This is a genomic window from Enterobacter sp. 301B (genome assembly GCF_003850715.1).
In the GTDB taxonomy this organism is placed as follows: Bacteria; Pseudomonadota; Gammaproteobacteria; order Enterobacterales; family Enterobacteriaceae; genus Enterobacter; species Enterobacter intestinihominis.
Map to the genome: position 1 here is coordinate 184,605 of NZ_PQTC01000003.1, position 16,104 is coordinate 200,708.

Annotated in this window: 16 protein-coding genes; 8 read left to right on the forward strand and 8 right to left on the reverse strand. The window is 54.7% G+C overall.

The window, feature by feature from the left end:
* Positions 1-12: 12 nt before the first annotated feature.
* Positions 13-927, reverse strand: coding sequence for a hypothetical protein (locus C3451_RS05110; protein ID WP_045622509.1), 915 nt, complete (start codon positions 925-927; stop codon positions 13-15).
* 15 nt (positions 928-942) lie between these two features.
* Entirely contained in the window at positions 943-2,148 is a 1,206-nt protein-coding gene (locus C3451_RS05115) for a glycosyltransferase (protein ID WP_046621782.1), read from the reverse strand.
* A 206-nt stretch (positions 2,149-2,354) separates the two neighbouring features.
* Here C3451_RS05115 and C3451_RS05120 point away from each other — a divergent pair, with 206 nt between their 5' ends.
* Entirely contained in the window at positions 2,355-3,155 is an 801-nt protein-coding gene (locus C3451_RS05120; protein ID WP_045621322.1) for a glycosyltransferase family 2 protein, read from the forward strand.
* 11 nt (positions 3,156-3,166) lie between these two features.
* Here C3451_RS05120 and C3451_RS05125 read toward each other — a convergent pair whose 3' ends face one another.
* Genes C3451_RS05125 through gpmM form a run of 3 tightly spaced genes read right to left on the reverse strand, consistent with a single transcriptional unit; the run spans position 3,167 to position 6,940 of the window.
* Positions 3,167-4,099, reverse strand: a complete 933-nt coding sequence (locus C3451_RS05125) for a divergent polysaccharide deacetylase family protein (RefSeq protein ID WP_032670899.1) — start codon at positions 4,097-4,099, stop codon at positions 3,167-3,169.
* Positions 4,100-4,102: 3 nt separating this feature from the next.
* Entirely contained in the window at positions 4,103-5,362 is a 1,260-nt protein-coding gene (envC, locus tag C3451_RS05130; RefSeq protein ID WP_230259580.1) for a murein hydrolase activator EnvC, read from the reverse strand.
* 33 nt (positions 5,363-5,395) lie between these two features.
* The gene (gene gpmM / locus C3451_RS05135) at positions 5,396-6,940 is read right to left on the reverse strand and encodes a 2,3-bisphosphoglycerate-independent phosphoglycerate mutase (protein ID WP_017383605.1); all 1,545 of its coding nucleotides are present in this window, start codon (positions 6,938-6,940) and stop codon (positions 5,396-5,398) included.
* A 248-nt stretch (positions 6,941-7,188) separates the two neighbouring features.
* On the opposite strand from gpmM, the gene C3451_RS05140 reads away from it, so the two are divergent.
* The 5 genes from C3451_RS05140 (at position 7,189) to cysE (ending at position 10,298) form a co-directional block, all read left to right on the forward strand.
* Positions 7,189-7,620, forward strand: coding sequence for a rhodanese-like domain-containing protein (locus C3451_RS05140; RefSeq protein ID WP_124304245.1), 432 nt, complete (start codon positions 7,189-7,191; stop codon positions 7,618-7,620).
* Positions 7,621-7,631: 11 nt separating this feature from the next.
* Positions 7,632-7,883 carry a glutaredoxin 3 gene (gene grxC / locus C3451_RS05145; RefSeq protein WP_003860837.1) on the forward strand — a complete coding sequence of 84 codons (252 nt, stop codon included), beginning with the start codon at positions 7,632-7,634 and terminating at the stop codon, positions 7,881-7,883.
* Positions 7,884-7,914: 31 nt separating this feature from the next.
* Positions 7,915-8,382, forward strand: a complete 468-nt coding sequence (secB, locus tag C3451_RS05150; RefSeq protein WP_003860835.1) for a protein-export chaperone SecB — start codon at positions 7,915-7,917, stop codon at positions 8,380-8,382.
* Positions 8,382-9,401: an NAD(P)H-dependent glycerol-3-phosphate dehydrogenase gene (gene gpsA, locus C3451_RS05155; RefSeq protein ID WP_124304246.1), complete on the forward strand. Its 1,020-nt coding sequence runs from the start codon at positions 8,382-8,384 to the stop codon at positions 9,399-9,401. The genes secB and gpsA overlap by 1 nt, the downstream gene beginning before the upstream one ends.
* A 75-nt stretch (positions 9,402-9,476) precedes the next feature.
* Positions 9,477-10,298 carry a serine O-acetyltransferase gene (gene cysE / locus C3451_RS05160; RefSeq protein ID WP_045621361.1) on the forward strand — a complete coding sequence of 274 codons (822 nt, stop codon included), beginning with the start codon at positions 9,477-9,479 and terminating at the stop codon, positions 10,296-10,298.
* A 54-nt stretch (positions 10,299-10,352) separates the two neighbouring features.
* Here cysE and ppiC read toward each other — a convergent pair whose 3' ends face one another.
* A complete protein-coding gene (ppiC, locus tag C3451_RS05165) occupies positions 10,353-10,634 on the reverse strand; it encodes a peptidylprolyl isomerase PpiC (protein WP_006812396.1) in 282 nt (93 codons plus the stop codon).
* An 85-nt stretch (positions 10,635-10,719) separates the two neighbouring features.
* Here ppiC and rep point away from each other — a divergent pair, with 85 nt between their 5' ends.
* Entirely contained in the window at positions 10,720-12,744 is a 2,025-nt protein-coding gene (rep, locus tag C3451_RS05170; protein WP_045621325.1) for a DNA helicase Rep, read from the forward strand.
* Positions 12,745-12,796: 52 nt separating this feature from the next.
* Here rep and gppA read toward each other — a convergent pair whose 3' ends face one another.
* Positions 12,797-14,281 (reverse strand): guanosine-5'-triphosphate,3'-diphosphate diphosphatase, encoded by a 1,485-nt coding sequence (gene gppA / locus C3451_RS05175; RefSeq protein ID WP_045621362.1) that lies wholly within the window; start codon positions 14,279-14,281, stop codon positions 12,797-12,799.
* Between the two features lie 6 nt (positions 14,282-14,287).
* Complete coding sequence (gene rhlB, locus C3451_RS05180; protein ID WP_022646644.1) at positions 14,288-15,556, reverse strand: ATP-dependent RNA helicase RhlB; 1,269 nt, start codon at positions 15,554-15,556, stop codon at positions 14,288-14,290.
* A gap of 144 nt (positions 15,557-15,700) precedes the next feature.
* On the opposite strand from rhlB, the gene trxA reads away from it, so the two are divergent.
* Positions 15,701-16,030, forward strand: a complete 330-nt coding sequence (gene trxA / locus C3451_RS05185; RefSeq protein ID WP_006812392.1) for a thioredoxin TrxA — start codon at positions 15,701-15,703, stop codon at positions 16,028-16,030.
* The last annotated feature ends 74 nt before the right edge of the window (positions 16,031-16,104 follow it).

A 16,104-nucleotide genomic window follows, 5' to 3' on the forward strand; every position in this document is an offset into this window, starting at 1 on the left:
GAGGCCCCTTTTTTACTGATTCTTTTTCTCTTCGTCCGTCAGGTAACGCACCTTGCGGGTGTAATCCTGACCTTTGAACAGCAGCTTATTATCCGGTGATTCCAGATACTTCTGCCATTCGGAAAGTGGGAAACCGCCGTGCGCGCCAATCACCTCTTTCGGCACAACGGCTTCCTGTCCGCCGATCTTCTTGGAGACCGGCCAGTTCATCCAGTCGCCCAGGTTAACCGTTTTGACATCCAGCATGTCCAGCAGCGCAGCGAGCGGCAGCTGATCGGTCGGCGGCTGCGTATCGTCCATCAGCTCCCAGGTATCCTGGAACAGCGTCAGCCACAGCGGGCAGATACGGCGCCAGGTCTTTTTGGTGGCGGCAAGAAACGCGCCGTTAACGTGATCGACCAGATACGGGCGCACCGTTTCTTTGTAATACGCCGGCACTTTCTCCGCTGGCGCACCGTCCAGCTTGGCAATCATTTTGCCCTGACGGAAGCTGGAGTAGATGTGCATATCCGCCATGTTGATCTCTGGCATTTTAAGCAGGTTGAGATCGGAGTCGATCATCAGCACACCTTCACCGCGCGCCTGCAACGGAGCGTTAAGCTTCACCAGACGACTGAGGTAGATCTGCTTATAGCGGTAACCTTCTTCACGTTTTGGAAGCGTGAGGGTAACAACGCGGGTTTTTGGCGGCAGTTCGCCGAAAGCGGATTCAGGCTGATCGCTGACGATAACAATCTCGCTGACGTCAGAGGCATAACGCTCTGCAAAGGTCGCTGACAATAACGCCTCTTCGACGAAATCCGCGCCCGTACACGGGATCACAATGGAATCAACCGCAACGAGCTCGCGCGTGACCGGAAGGGAAGCGTAAGGAATGTTATGACGCCCGGTAATGTGGCGGTAGCGAGCATTCAGGAATTTAAACATGTTCTTCTCGTTTGGTTATTGCGCGCCAAGAACGGCCTCGACACCGTTAACATAGCTTTCAATGGCATACATGTTGCAGACATTCTGGTGCGCGGCTGCGGCGAGCCGGGTGCGCAGAGCAGGATCCTGCCAGATATTATCCAGATGTTGAGCAAGTTGCGACACATCGCTCCAGGGGAACAGCAGCCCGGTCGACTCATGGTCGATCAATTCTGCCGTGCCGGTCACTTTTGAACCAATCACGGGGATGTTGAGCAGCATTGCTTCCAGCACGACGCGGGGCAAGCCTTCGCTCTGCGAGGCCAGAATGAACGCGTCAAAAGTGGCGAGATAGTCAAAAGGCGTGTTCTGGAAACCGGTAAAAATGACGTGCTCAGCAATACCTGATGCATCAGCTTGTGCAGCCAGCGCGCCGCGTTCAGCCCCTTCACCGACCAGCACCATTTTCCATTTTGCCTGCGGGTGTCTCTGGCTGAACTGTGCCAGCGCCTCCAGCGTGTGGTGGTTGGCCTTACGAGGGATTAACGAGCCAATGCTGCCGAATACAAACGTATCGTCTTCAATATTCAGTCGCTGGCGCATCGCGCATCGGTCCGGCAAAGGCTGATGGATGTCGATGGCATTGTTGACCGTGGTACACAGCTCTGGCCGGACGCCATGCTGAAGTAGCACGCGTTCAACGCCGTGCGAGACGGCAATGATTTTTGTTGCATGGGCATTCACCAGCTTCACCAGCGGCGGGGTCAGCACTGGTTCAATCCGGCAGTGCTGGATTATCCGTGCACGCAGGTTTGCGCCCGCCAGATACCCTTCTTCATTAGAGCCTGGCTGGTTGTTCATATACAGCGTATCGAATCCACCTTCCCTGAAAATGGTCTCGATCTTGCTGACGTTGGGCCGGATACGCCACAGGGTATCAATATGCCGCGTAAATGCTTTGCGCGCCGAACGCGAGAAAAACAGCAGACCACGTCCCGCTTCTTTCAGGAGTTTTGCCCATGCCGGTTGCTTACGTTGAGGGATAACGAGTAATGGGATCCCAATGCTGTTGAGCACCTGGCCTATCGTTTGACCTTCAGCACGACTATAATCACTGTAAAAACAACAGGTAATGTCGAATTTGTCGCGGTTGATTCGCTTCAGAAGCTCAAGCATACTGTTGGTACCTCCCCCCCATTCTTTGCCTGTGTCCAGGAGGAGGATTTTACGTTTTTGCGGCATGTCTGAATCCGTATGCTACCCTTCATCTGACCGCATTATAAAGAATTTACTGAAATAAAATAGATTTTTTGTATTTCTTTGTCTTTTTATAAGGAAAGGTTTTAAACGCGCTTATTTTAAAAGTGCGATTTAAGACTTTAATCGCCTCTTCTCAATTCGATAGTATTAGCGCAAAAATTTTATGTTGTTTTTGAGAGAGTGAGAATATGTTTAAAATAACGGTTTGCTTATTAACGTTTAACTCCGAAAGAACGTTGCACGATGTTATTCCTCCTCTTTTAAAAATAGCAGATGAATTCGTTGTAGTTGATTCCGGAAGTACAGACGCAACGATATATATTTGCCAGAGTTATGGATTGTCGCCCATATTCAAAAAATATAGCTGGCACGGCGAGCAGATGAACCATGCCATATCCCATGCGCACAACGACTGGGTGCTGTGCATGGACAGTGACGAAATACTCGATCAAGAAACCGTTGGTGCTATTTTAAAATTAAAAATGGGCGATGAACCCGAATCGGATATGGCGTGGCGGATATGTCGTCACTGGTTTGTTCTGGGAGAAAATGTCCGAACGATTTATCCAGTCTCATCTCCGGATTATCCGGTGCGTCTTTTTAACCGTACGCAGTCGCGATTTAATAACCGGCCAGTAGACGATCAGGTTGAAGGTTTTCTCCGTTCTGAACGTATTCCTGGCTATGTCAGACATGATACGTTTTATTCACTACATGAACTTTTCAATAAATTAAACGGATATACCACTCGCCTGGTTCAATATCAGACGATACGTCCCTCTCTTGGTCGCGGCGCGATCAGCGCTATCGGCGCATTTTTCAAATGGTATCTGTTTAGCGGTGCGTGGCGTCAGGGCAAAGTGGGTGTGGTGACAGGGTTTTATGCCACGGCGTACAGTTTTTTGAAGTATTTCAAGGCCTGGTATCAGGATCGGGAAAAGAAAGAGTCCGTTGCAAAAGAGCAGTCGGACTCTTATCTGGCAGAATAGGCGTTAGCCGATCAGGCTTTTTTTCCCCAACCCTGCCACTGTTGCTGGACGTATTTAACCAGCGTACTGCTGCTGATGCTTTCGCCAATCACCGTGAAGAAGCGGGTTGCATAGACCGGTTCAGGCGGCTGTTTCAGCGAGCAGTTCTTCACGCCGCGGAATGGATTACGCGGCTGCGTTGCGGGTGGTTGCGCGCTACCCGGACGGGAAGTATCCACCTGAGGTTCATTGAGCAGATCGCTCGGACGCACCAGCGTGATATCGGCGGGTAAGCCCGGCAACATTTGCTGCAAAACGCGAACGGTAGACGGATGCGGATGCCCAATGGCAATCGCCGAACCGTTACGGCGCGCCAGCTGTACCGCGCGGTTGAACTGCACGCGGATATCCGCTTCGTTCTGGGAGTCGTCCAGGAAGACTTTGCGCTTGATGACTTTTACACCCGTCCCCTGAGCGGCACGCATCGCCTGGCTATTGCCGATGGTCATGCTGTCGAGGAAATAGAGATTGTAACGCTCCAGGGCCTGCATCACTTTCAGCATACCGTACAGGCTGGAGGTCATCGCGCTGCCCATATGGTTATTCAAACCCACGGCATACGGCACTTTATTGTACGCATCGCGGATGATGCGATCGATCTCGTCGCTGCTCATGTCCGGACGCAGGGTATCTTTTTCCAGCGGCTGCTTGCTGAGAGGGGCCATCGGCAGATGGATGAGGACCTGATGGCCGCCATTGTGCGCTTTGGTCGCCATTTCATGCGCGTGAGGCGCATTAGGCAGGACGGCGACAGAGATGGCTGACGGCATCGCCAGCACCTGATTTTCATAGTGTGGTCGATAACCGAAGTCATCAATCACAATCGCGAGTTTGCCTGCATAAACCGGTGCAGCCAGCGCCAGTGCGCTGACGACGGAAAAAACAATTCGACGAAATTGAAGCAAAACTTATCTTCCCAACCACGGCTGTGGATTGACCGCCTGACCCTGACGACGAATTTCGAAATAGAGTGACGGGCGGCCCTGACCGCCACTGCTGCCCACAAGGGCAATGGGTTGACCCGCGCGCACCTGAGTGCCAACGCTGACCAGCGCGCTCTGATTGTAGCCGTAAAGACTCATGTCGCCTTTACCGTGCTCGACCACCACCACGAGCCCGTAACCCTGTAGCCAGTCGGCCAGGATCACGCGGCCATCGGCGATGGCTTTCACTTCGCTACCTTCAGACGCACCGATAACGATCCCCTTCCAACGTAGCTCACCCTGCAACTGTTCGCCATAGCGATGCAGGATCGTACCGCGAACGGGCCAGTAAGCCTGACCACGCGGGGAGCCGAGGCCGCCGGTACGCGACATCAGGGAACGTTCATTTTCAGTCGGTTTGTAGGTGGTGCCTTTCCGGGAGGCTTCCTGCTGCTTATTACGCACCGCCTGCGCTTCGCGCGCTTCTTTTTCGGCGCGCGCTTTGGCCGCGGCTTCTGCCCGGGCAATACTGTTACGCAGTCTGGATTCGTTGGCGCGCATTTCGCTCAGCTGGCTTTGTCCTGCCTGGATAGAGGACTCCAGCCCGGCGAGCGTCTTCTTACGCTCATTGCGCGCCTGCTCAAGCTTCTCCTGCTGCGCCTGTTGATCGTAGAGCAGCGTTTGCTGCTGGCTCTGCTTCTCTTCCAGCTCGGCTTTTTGCGTGGTGACTTCTTCGCGCGTCTGTTTCAGCTGCGCAATGGTCTCCTGACGAGCCTGGTTGAGATAGCCGAAATAGGCCTGTAAACGCTGACCGCGCTGGCTCTCTTCACCGCTGAGGATCAACTGAAGGCCTGTGTGCTCACCCTGGCGGAAAGCGGCATCAAGCTGTGCAGCAAGGTTCCGCTCCTGGGCATCGCGCTGACGCTCCAGTTTCGCAATCGATGCGTTCATTTCATCGATTTGCTTATTAAGCTGGGCAAGGGTGTTTTGTGTTTCACGCAGCTTACGCGCGGCGGCGGAAATAGCCTCTTCCTGCTTTTTAAGCTGGGCAAGCAGGGCAGAGCGCTGCTGCTGCTGCTGGCGTACCACACGCTCTTTGGCGGCGATATCGGCCTGAATGGATTTGAGCTGGTCGCGGTCATCCGCGTGGGCAGATGCGGCGCACAGCAATACGCCAGCGCTGAGTGCGCTGGCGCAAAGCAGAGGTCTGACTGATAACCGAAACGGCTTCACGACCCATGTGATTGAAAAAATCGCCTTTCCCCTCATGGGGAGCGATTATTCCACGATGAACAGCGGCTTGCCAGTCATCTCTTCAGGGATTTCCATACCCATCAGCGACAACATGGTTGGCGCGATGTCGGAAAGCTTGCCGCCTTCCACTGCTTTCACTGACTTATCACCTACATAAATCAGTGGAACAGGCAGGTTGGTATGGGCGGTATGCGCCTGACCGGTTGCCGGGTCACGCATCTGTTCTGCGTTACCGTGGTCAGCGGTGATCAGCAGCTGGCCGCCCACGGATTCAACCGCTTTCGCGACCTGCTCAACGCAGTGGTCCAGCGCTTCAACCGCTTTAACGGCAGCTTCCATCACGCCGGTGTGGCCCACCATGTCGCCATTCGGATAGTTACAGATGATGGTGTCGTATTTACCGCTTTCGATCGCGGCCACCAGTTTTTCGGTCAGCTCCGCAGAGCTCATTTCTGGCTGGAGATCGTATGTGGCGACTTTCGGTGAGTTAATCAGGATGCGGTCTTCGCCTTTAAACGGCTCTTCTACGCCCCCGTTAAAGAAGAAGGTCACGTGCGCATACTTCTCAGTTTCGGAGATGCGCAACTGCGTTTTATCGTTTTTCGCCATCCACTCGCCGAAGGTATTTTCCAGGGAAGCGGGTGGATACGCGCATGGGGCTTTGATATCCGCTGCATACTCGGTCAACTGGATGAAATCGATCTTCGCCACTTTCTTACGGGCGAAACCGTCGAAATCGCTGTTGACGAAGGCGCGGGTGATTTCGCGCGCGCGGTCAGCACGGAAGTTCATGAAGATCAGCGCATCGCCATCTTCCATAGCGGCATCGGCCTGGCCTTCAGCGCGGATCACGGTTGCCTTCACAAATTCGTCGTTTTCATCACGCGCGTAAGCCGCTTCCAGGCCTTCAACGGCGGTCGGGAACTGGAACTCGCCTTTTGCCAGGGTCAGCAGATCATAGGCTTGCTCAACGCGGTCCCAGCGGTTGTCGCGGTCCATGGCATAGTAACGACCAACGATGGATGCCACGCGGCCTTTGCCCAGTGCGGCAAATTTATCTTCAAAGGCTTTCAGAGAACCTTTTGCGCTGCGTGGCGGCGTATCGCGACCATCCAGGAAGGCGTGCAGATAGATTTTTTCCGCACCGCGCTCAGCGGCCAGCTCTACCATCGCCATGATGTGATCTTCGTGGCTGTGCACGCCGCCTGCAGAGAGCAGGCCCATAATGTGCACGGCCTTGCCTGCGGCAACGGCTTTATCAACTGCTCCGGTGAGCGTTGGGTTGGCAAAGAATGTACGTTCTTTGATTTCAACGTCCAGGCGCGTCAGGTCCTGATAAACGATACGGCCTGCGCCCAGGTTAACGTGACCCACTTCAGAGTTGCCCATCTGACGATCCGGCAGGCCGACTTCCAGACCAGACGCATCAATCAGGGTGTGGGGACGTTTTGCCCATAGCGCATCCATAACCGGGGTTTTGGCGTTGAAAATGGCGTTATCCTGTTGATCTTCACGGTAGCCATAGCCATCCAGAATCACCAGTACCATAGGTTTTTTAGAAACCGACATTGCGACAACCTCATGCTCAAGAGACAAAAAATTTGCGTAATTTTACTACAGCTGAATCGATAAAATAGCCGCAGAAGATCAAAGAAAGCGCGGGGGCAAGGCTGTTCTCAGGCCATTTTGAGGCTTTTTTTACGTGGCATGCCGCAGAAAATAGATTAGCTTTATGTCGCTGGCTGTATTTGCCACAGCGCACAGGTATACTCCTGTCCTGGTTTTTTTAATCACTTAGTCGGGAGTTGTTACCCCCCATGCAAGAAATTATGCAATTCGTTAGCCGCCACCCGGTTCTGAGCATCGCGTGGATTGGCCTGCTGGTCGCTGTACTGTTCACCACATTTAAGGGACTGACGTCTAAAATTAAGGTGAGCACCCGCGGTGAAGCGACACGTCTGATCAACAAAGAGGACGCCGTGGTTGTCGATCTGCGTCAGCGCGACGATTTCCGCAAGGGCCATATTGCAGGTGCTATCAACCTGCTGCCAGCGGAAATTAAAGCGAACAACATTGGTGAGCTGGAGAAGCATAAAGCCCAGCCGATTATTGTTGTTGACGGCACTGGCATGCAGGCGCAGGAATCTGCCAACGCACTGCATAAAGCAGGCTTTGAAAACGTAACGGTGCTGAAAGAAGGCATCTCCGGCTGGAGCGGGGAGAATCTTCCTTTAGTGCGCGGTAAATAAGGAGTTAAGTGATGGCCAATATTGAGATCTACACCAAAGCAACGTGCCCGTTCTGCCACCGAGCGAAAGCGCTGCTGTCCAGCAAAGGCGTAACGTTTAAGGAACTGCCGATTGATGGTGACGCGATTAAACGCGAAGAGATGATCCAACGCAGTGGTCGCACAACGGTTCCACAGATTTTTATTGATGCGCAGCACATTGGCGGCTGTGATGACTTGTATGCGCTCGACGCCCGCGGTGGACTCGATCCGCTGCTGAGCTAGAGACTTTAGGACAATTAAAAAGGGTTTTTCCATGTCAGAACAAAACAACACCGAGATGACTTTCCAGATCCAGCGCATCTACACCAAGGATGTCTCTTTCGAAGCGCCAAATGCGCCGCACGTTTTCCAGAAAGACTGGCAGCCAGAGGTTAAACTTGATCTGGATACCGCATCCACCCAGCTGGCGGATGACGTGTATGAAGTCGTACTGCGTGTCACCGTGACCGCCTCCCTGGGCGAAGAAACTGCATTCCTGTGCGAAGTACAGCAGGGCGGTATCTTCTCCATCGGCGGCATCGAAGGTAACCAGATGGCGCATTGCCTGGGTGCATACTGCCCGAACATCCTGTTCCCGTATGCGCGTGAATGCATCACCAGCCTGGTTTCTCGCGGTACATTCCCGCAACTGAACCTTGCGCCAGTCAACTTTGATGCGCTGTTTATGAACTATCTACAGCAGCAGGCTGGCGAAGGTGCCGAACAACATCAGGATGCCTGATGAGCACTGTTAATGCGTCAATGACTGTGATCGGTGCCGGCTCTTACGGCACCGCTCTTGCCATCACACTGGCAAGAAATGGTCACGACGTGGTCCTGTGGGGCCACGATCCAAAACATATCGCGACGTTGCAACACGACCGCTGCAACGTGGCGTTTCTCCCGGACGTTCCGTTCCCTGACTCACTGTATCTGGAAAGCGACCTCGCGACCGCGCTGGCGGCCAGCAGCAATATTTTGATTGTGGTGCCAAGCCATGTGTTTGGCGAAGTCCTGCGTCAGATTAAGCCGCTGATGCGTGCGGATGCGCGTATTGTGTGGGCGACGAAAGGGCTGGAAGCGGAAACCGGACGTCTGTTGCAGGACGTTGCCCGCGAAGCGCTGGGAACAGCGATCCCGCTGGCGGTGATCTCCGGGCCGACATTCGCCAAAGAGCTGGCTGCGGGCTTGCCGACGGCGATCTCACTGGCGTCCACCGACCAGGCATTTTCCGACGATCTTCAGCAACTGCTGCACTGCGGCAAAAGCTTCCGCGTGTACAGCAACCCTGATTTTATCGGCGTACAGCTGGGCGGCGCGGTGAAGAACGTCATTGCCATCGGGGCCGGGATGTCTGACGGCATCGGCTTCGGCGCGAATGCGCGTACGGCGCTGATCACCCGTGGCCTGACCGAAATGTCACGCCTGGGAGAAGCGCTGGGCGCCGATCCGGCCACCTTTATGGGAATGGCTGGGCTGGGCGATCTGGTGCTGACCTGCACCGACAACCAGTCGCGTAACCGCCGCTTTGGCATGATGCTCGGACAGGGTAGCGATGTCAAAAGCGCGCAGGAGAAGATTGGTCAGGTGGTTGAAGGCTATCGCAATACCAAAGAAGTTCGCGAATTGGCGCATCGTTTCGGTGTCGAAATGCCAATAACCGAGGAAATTTATCAGGTATTGTATTGCGGAAAAAATGCGCGCGAGGCAGCATTGACCTTATTAGGTCGTGCGCGCAAGGACGAGCGCAGCAGCAATTAGCCGGGAAGTATCGTCACCTGAATGACCCAGCCAGCGCAGAACTGGCTGGTCATTAACTATCGTCTGGAGCAAGCAATGCCGTGTGAAGAACTGGATATCGTCTGGAATAATATTAAAGCCGAAGCCCGAGCGTTGGCCGACTGTGAGCCCATGCTGGCCAGTTTTTATCACGCGACGCTACTCAAGCACGAAAATCTCGGCAGCGCCCTGAGCTACATGCTCGCCAATAAACTGGCTTCCCCTATCATGCCTGCTATCGCTATTCGCGAGGTGGTGGAAGAGGCCTACGCTGCCGATCCGGAAATGATTGCTTCTGCCGCCTGCGATATTCAGGCCGTGCGCACGCGTGACCCGGCGGTGGATAAATACTCCACGCCGCTGCTGTATCTCAAAGGCTTCCACGCCTTACAGGCGTACCGCATCGGCCACTGGTTATGGAATGAGGGACGCCGCGCGCTGGCCATCTTCCTGCAAAACCAGGTTTCCGTGACCTTCCAGGTCGATATTCACCCGGCGGCGGAAATTGGCCGCGGGATCATGCTCGATCACGCCACCGGCATTGTTGTCGGTGAAACGGCGGTGATCGAAGATGACGTGTCGATTCTGCAATCCGTTACGCTGGGCGGTACAGGTAAAACCAGCGGCGATCGCCATCCGAAAATTCGTGAAGGGGTGATGATCGGCGCGGGTGCTAAAATCCTTGGCAATATTGAAGTCGGACGCGGCGCAAAGATTGGCGCGGGATCGGTTGTGCTCCAGCCTGTACCGCCGCACACCACCGCCGCTGGCGTCCCGGCGCGCATCGTCGGTAAGCCAGACAGCGATAAACCGTCGATGGATATGGATCAGCACTTTAACGGTATTCACCACACCTTCGAATACGGCGACGGTATCTGAACGCTGGAACACTCAAATAAAAAAGCCCGGTGAGTTAATGCACCGGGCTTTTGATTAGTTGCGGTATAACACTTTGATAATGTGATAGCCGAACTGCGTATGCAGTGGGCCGGTTGGCTCCAGCACCGGGCAGGAGAAGACCACTTTATCAAACGCCGGAACCATCTGGCCCTGGCGGAACTCGCCTAAGTCACCACCGCGTTTGCCTGACGGGCAAATCGAGTGTTTCTTCGCCAGTTTGCCGAAGTCGGCGCCGTTTTTAATCTGTTCGAGCAGATCCTGTGCCAGTTTTTCTTCTTTAACAAGGATATGCAGTGCTGCTGCTGTTTTTGCCATGATCGTGCCTTGAGTCAACGAGTTTACGATCAGTATACTACCACGCGTTTTTCCTCCTCTCCCGACTTTCATTGAGTGATCATTTATGCGTTTAAACCCCGGACAACAACAAGCTGTCGAATTCGTCACCGGACCCTGCCTGGTGCTGGCGGGAGCGGGATCCGGTAAAACACGCGTGATCACCAACAAAATCGCCCACTTAATTCGGGGTTGTGGATACCAGGCGCGCCATATCGCGGCGGTCACCTTTACCAACAAAGCGGCGCGTGAGATGAAAGAGCGCGTCGGCCAGACGCTGGGCCGTAAAGAGGCGCGCGGGCTGATGATCTCCACCTTCCACACGCTGGGTCTGGATATCATCAAGCGCGAATACGCGGCGCTGGGAATGAAGTCCAACTTTTCGCTCTTTGATGACACCGACCAGGTGGCGCTGCTCAAAGAGCTGACGGAAGGGCTGATCGAAGATGACAAAGTGCTGTTGCAACAGCTGATCTCAACGATCTCGAACTGGAAAAACGATCTGATGACGCCGGCCCAGGCTGCGGCAAGTGCCAAAGGCGAGCGTGACCGCATCTTTGCCCACTGCTATGGCCTGTACGACGCGCATATGAAAGCCTGCAACGTACTGGATTTCGACGATCTGATCCTGCTGCCGACGCTGCTGCTTCAGCGGAATGAAGAGGTGCGCGAGCGCTGGCAGAACAAAATTCGTTACCTGCTGGTGGATGAATACCAGGATACCAACACCAGCCAGTACGAGCTGGTGAAGCTGCTGGTAGGACAGCGCGCGCGTTTTACCGTTGTAGGCGATGACGATCAGTCGATTTACTCATGGCGTGGCGCACGTCCGCAAAACCTGGTGCTGCTGAGCAAAGACTTCCCGGCGTTGCAGGTGATTAAACTGGAGCAGAACTACCGTTCTTCCGGGCGTATCCTGAAGGCGGCGAACATCCTGATTGCCAACAACCCGCACGTCTTTGAGAAGCGCCTGTTCTCTGAACTGGGTTACGGGACCGAGCTGAAAGTCCTTAGCGCCAATAACGAAGAGCACGAAGCGGAGCGCGTAATCGGCGAGCTGATTGCCCATCACTTCGTCAACAAAACTGAATACAAGGATTACGCGATCCTCTATCGCGGAAACCACCAGTCGCGCGTCTTTGAAAAGATGCTGATGCAGAACCGCATCCCCTACAAAATCTCCGGCGGTACGTCGTTCTTTTCGCGTCCGGAAATCAAGGATCTGCTGGCCTATCTGCGCGTGCTGACCAACCCGGATGACGACAGCGCTTTCCTGCGCATTGTAAATACGCCGAAGCGCGAGATTGGCTCTGCGACGCTGCAAAAGCTGGGTGAATGGGCGATGACCCGCAACAAAAGTCTGTTCACCGCCAGCTTCGATATGGGGCTGAGCCAGACCCTGACCGGGCGCGGCTATGACGCCTTAACCCGCTTTACCCACTGGCTGGGTGAGGTGCAGCGTCTGGCAGAGCGCGAGCCCGTGGCGGCAGTACGCGATCTGATCCACGGCATTGATTACGAATCCTGGTTGTATGAAACCTCCGCCAGCCCGAAAGCGGCAGAAATGCGCATGAAAAACGTTAACCAGCTCTTCAGCTGGATGACCGAAATGCTTGAAGGATCTGAGATTGACGAGCCGATGACCCTGACGCAGGTGGTCACCCGCTTCACGCTGCGCGATATGATGGAGCGCGGCGAGAGTGAAGAAGAAGCCGATCAGGTCCAGCTGATGACGTTGCATGCCTCGAAAGGGCTGGAGTTCCCGTATGTCTATCTGGTGGGGATGGAAGAGGGCCTGCTGCCGCACCAGAGCAGCATTGATGAAGATAACGTCGACGAAGAGCGCCGTCTGGCCTACGTGGGGATCACCCGTGCGCAGAAAGAGCTGACGTTTACGCTGTGCAAAGAGCGCCGTCAGTATGGTGAGCTGGTGCGCCCGGAGCCGAGCCGTTTCCTGCTGGAGTTGCCTCAGGACGATCTTATCTGGGAGCAGGAGCGTAAAGCTATTACCGCTGAAGAGCGGATGCACAAGGGTCAAGCCAACGTGGCGAACATACGCGCCATGCTGGCGAAAGCCAAAGAGAAAGGATAACAATTTTGTAGGCCGGGTAAGGCGAAGCCGCCCCCCGGCACGCTTCAAAGGGTCACTTCACATCAAGCGCCCAGTGCACATAGCTCTGCCACTGGCACTCCTGCTCGATCAACTCTGCTCCAAGCGGATGATCTTCTAGCCAATTTTCCGGCAGCGTCAGCGTCAGTATTTCATCGTCTGCCACCAGCGTAATGGCCGGGAGGAGATCGTCGCGACGCCGGCTGGCAAACAGAATCGCCAGACGAAGTAAGCGGCAGAGATGTTCGGCCACGCGCGGCGGTACAGCGTTTTGCTGATGAAGTGAAGAGAGGTCAACGGCGTTGGTTTGATTCAGCAGCAGGGTCGCGAGCAATTTTTTCTGCGCGGGAGTGTAGCCCGGCAAATCGAGATTACGCACCAGCCAGGCTGCGTGTAGCGGCGCTTGCTTGTACTCAACGCTAAGCCCAATTTCATGCAACGCACACGCACTTAGCAGCAAATCGCGGCTTAACGGTTCGATATCCCAACGTGATTTAACCTGATCCGCAAAGAGCGATGCCAGTTGGCCCACTCGCTGCGCCTGATCGGTATCCACAATAAAGCGGCGCTGGACGTTACGTAGCGTACGGCTTCGAATGTCCTGATCCACTGAAAGATGCAGCATCCCATAGACCAGACCTTCGCGCAGTGCGCCGCCTGCCAGGGTCATGCACTGGATGTTTAGCTCGGTAAAAATGGCGATGAGAATGGCTAGCCCGCTGGGGAAGACCAGCGCACGTTCGAGCGTCAGCCCTTCAATTTCCAGCTCTTCCAGACGACCACATTGAATGGCGCGCTGTTTAAGCTGCTGGAGTTTAGCAAGCGTGATCCGCTCATCCATCCCCTGCGCCATCATGATTTCCTGCAACGCCTGTACAGTTCCTGACGCCCCAACACACACTTTCCAGCCGTGGTAGCGCAGTTCGTCCATGACCGGACGCAGCACTTCACGCGCGGCATTTTCAGCCTCGTCGAAGTTTTCTTGCGCGAGATTGCGGTCAGTAAAGTAGCGCTCAAGCCAGGTTACGCAGCCCATCGACAGACTGAACAGCGAGGTCGCCTGGGCACCCGTGCCGGTCACCAGTTCAGTACTCGCTCCGCCAATATCCACCACCAGACGGCGATCGTCGCCCCCGGTAGTGTGCGCCACGCCCTGATATATCAGACGCGCTTCTTCTTCACCGCTGATGACTTGCACCGGGCAGCCGAGAATTTCCTGCGCTTTGGCAATAAAATCGACGGCATTAACCGCCAGACGGAGCGTCGCGGTCGCGACAACGCGGATTTGGGCATGCGGTATGTCCTGCAGACGCTCTGCAAAGAGGCGCAGACACTGCCAGCCACGTTCCATGGCTTCGGGAGAGAGGTGATTATCGCTGCTCAGGCCCGCCGCCAGGCGGACCTTGCGCTTGATGCGCGTCAGCGTCTGTATGCTTCCCGCCACCTCGCGTACAACCAGCATATGAAAACTATTCGAACCGAGATCAATTGCCGCATAGAGCGAGGTGGAACTGAGCATCATTTTTTAACCTGAACGACGACGATTACGCGGCGCACCGCCGGAACGACGCGGGCCATTACCGGTACGTGGACGGGTAAGGCGCTTAGGTGGCGGCAGTTCGCTCATCAGCGCGTCCGGATTGTATTTACTCTGTGGAATAGAGTGACCGATATAGGTCTCAATGGCCGGAAGGTTCAGCGCATACTCTTCACATGCAAGGCTGATGGAGTGACCGCTTGCGCCGGCACGACCGGTACGACCGATACGGTGTACATAGTCTTCACAGTCATCTGGCAGGTCATAGTTAAAGACGTGCGTCACGGCTGGAATGTGCAGGCCACGGGCCGCCACGTCGGTCGCGACCAGAATATCAAGGTCGCCACGAGTAAATTCGTCGAGAATGCGCAGGCGTTTTTTCTGCGCCACGTCGCCGGTCAGCAGGCCCACACGGTGACCATCTGCCGCCAGGTGGCCCCAGATATCTTCACAGCGGTGTTTGGTGTTCGCGAAGATGATCGCGCGATCCGGCCACTCTTCTTCGATCAGGGTTTGTAGCAGGCGCATTTTCTCTTCATTAGAAGGATAGAAGAGCTCTTCTTTAATGCGGTGCCCGGTTTTCTGCTCCGGTTCTACTTCCACATATTCCGCATTGTTCATCTGCTCGAATGCGAGTTCACGTACGCGGTATGAAAGTGTTGCGGAGAACAGCATGTTCAGACGCTGGTTTGCCGCAGGCATACGGCGGAACAGCCAGCGGATGTCTTTAATGAAGCCCAGATCGTACATGCGGTCTGCTTCATCCAGCACCACGACCTGGATTGCGCCGAGGTTGATATGGTTCTGTTTAGCGTAGTCGATAAGACGGCCGGTGGTCCCAATCAGGATATCTACGCCGCTTTCCAGCACTTTCAGCTGTTTATCGTAGCCGTCGCCGCCATAGGCCAGGCCAAGTTTCAGGCCAGTGGCTTGCGCCAGGGGCTCAGCGTCTGCGTGGATCTGTACCGCCAGTTCTCGCGTCGGGGCCATAATTAGCGCGCGCGGCTGGTTAACTTTGCGGTCTGCAATCGCTGGGTGAGAAAGTAAATAATGAAACGTTGACGTTAAAAACGCCATCGTTTTGCCAGTACCGGTTTGCGCCTGCCCTGCAACATCACGACCGGCCAGCGTCAGCGGCAGGGCGAGAGCCTGAATGGGCGTGCAGTTATGAAACCCTTTAGTTTCAAGGGCTTCGATCACCTTTGGGTGCAGGGCGAAGTCGGAAAACTTCTGTTCTGTTAAATGTGTTTTGCTCATAGTGTGGTAGAATATCAGCTTACTATTGCTTTACGAAAGCGTATCCGGTGAAATAAAGTCAACCTTTAGTTGGTTAATGCGACATCAACACGTCGTTGGTGGAGACAAAACCAACGTACCAGGCTTATTCCTGTGGAGTTATATATGAGCGATAAAATTATTCACCTGACTGACGACAGTTTTGACACGGACGTACTTAAAGCTGACGGGCTGATCCTCGTTGATTTCTGGGCTGAATGGTGTGGTCCTTGCAAAATGATCGCTCCGATTCTGGATGAAATCGCTGACGAATATCAGGGCAAACTGACCGTTGCCAAGCTGAACATCGACCAGAACCCGGGCACCGCGCCAAAATACGGTATCCGTGGCATCCCGACCCTGCTGCTGTTCAAGAACGGTGACGTGGCGGCGACCAAAGTGGGCGCACTGTCCAAAGGTCAACTGAAAGAGTTCCTGGACGCTAACCTGGCGTAAGGTTTCTCCGCTGAGCGTCCAGAGCGCCTAATTAATGGTGAGCTCTGGACGCCCGGCTTTAGTCGTGCTAAGTT

Bases quoted from the DNA above. Each gene is read 5' to 3' on its own strand.
- C3451_RS05110 (WP_045622509.1), bottom strand. From the start codon at position 927: ATGTTTAAATTCCTGAATGCTCGCTACCGCCACATTACCGGGCGTCAT.
- C3451_RS05115 (WP_046621782.1), bottom strand. From the start codon at position 2,148: ATGCCGCAAAAACGTAAAATCCTCCTCCTGGACACAGGCAAAGAATGG.
- C3451_RS05120 (WP_045621322.1), top strand. From the start codon at position 2,355: ATGTTTAAAATAACGGTTTGCTTATTAACGTTTAACTCCGAAAGAACG.
- gpmM (WP_017383605.1), bottom strand. From the start codon at position 6,940: ATGTCGGTTTCTAAAAAACCTATGGTACTGGTGATTCTGGATGGCTAT.
- C3451_RS05140 (WP_124304245.1), top strand. From the start codon at position 7,189: ATGCAAGAAATTATGCAATTCGTTAGCCGCCACCCGGTTCTGAGCATC.
- grxC (WP_003860837.1), top strand. From the start codon at position 7,632: ATGGCCAATATTGAGATCTACACCAAAGCAACGTGCCCGTTCTGCCAC.
- secB (WP_003860835.1), top strand. From the start codon at position 7,915: ATGTCAGAACAAAACAACACCGAGATGACTTTCCAGATCCAGCGCATC.
- gpsA (WP_124304246.1), top strand. From the start codon at position 8,382: ATGAGCACTGTTAATGCGTCAATGACTGTGATCGGTGCCGGCTCTTAC.
- cysE (WP_045621361.1), top strand. From the start codon at position 9,477: ATGCCGTGTGAAGAACTGGATATCGTCTGGAATAATATTAAAGCCGAA.
- ppiC (WP_006812396.1), bottom strand. From the start codon at position 10,634: ATGGCAAAAACAGCAGCAGCACTGCATATCCTTGTTAAAGAAGAAAAA.
- rep (WP_045621325.1), top strand. From the start codon at position 10,720: ATGCGTTTAAACCCCGGACAACAACAAGCTGTCGAATTCGTCACCGGA.
- gppA (WP_045621362.1), bottom strand. From the start codon at position 14,281: ATGCTCAGTTCCACCTCGCTCTATGCGGCAATTGATCTCGGTTCGAAT.
- rhlB (WP_022646644.1), bottom strand. From the start codon at position 15,556: ATGAGCAAAACACATTTAACAGAACAGAAGTTTTCCGACTTCGCCCTG.
- trxA (WP_006812392.1), top strand. From the start codon at position 15,701: ATGAGCGATAAAATTATTCACCTGACTGACGACAGTTTTGACACGGAC.